Origin of the sequence: Methylorubrum sp. POS3 (genome assembly GCF_043352485.1) — a bacterium.
Lineage (GTDB): Bacteria > Pseudomonadota > Alphaproteobacteria > Rhizobiales > Beijerinckiaceae > Methylobacterium > Methylobacterium suomiense.
Window position 1 is genome coordinate 1 of the sequence record NZ_JAPRBT010000038.1, and the last position, 254, is coordinate 254.

The 254-nt window shown below is 69.7% G+C and carries 1 pseudogene; it reads right to left on the reverse strand.

The window, feature by feature from the left end:
* A pseudogene (locus tag OWC43_RS23415) lies at nt 1-240 on the reverse strand (phage minor tail protein L); the annotation flags it as partial.
* Nucleotides 241-254: the final 14 nt, after the last annotated feature.

The window sequence follows — 254 nt, forward strand, 5'->3', positions numbered from 1 at the left end:
GATGAGCCGCCCGGGCAGCATCACCCCCTCCTGGTCCATCGCCGCGGCGAGCGTCCAGGTGATCGCCCGCTTGGTGTGCGCCGTCTTCCGGTCGAACACGTAGATGTCCTGGGCGTAGGCCGCCTGCGGATCCGGGGTCGGCCCGCCGTCGAGGAACTGGGCATAGGTGCGGGTCCGGATCAGCCGCGCGCCGATGAGGTCGTCGTGGAGCGCGGCGGCCGAACTCATCACGCGCGTCACGTTGGTAATCGAGA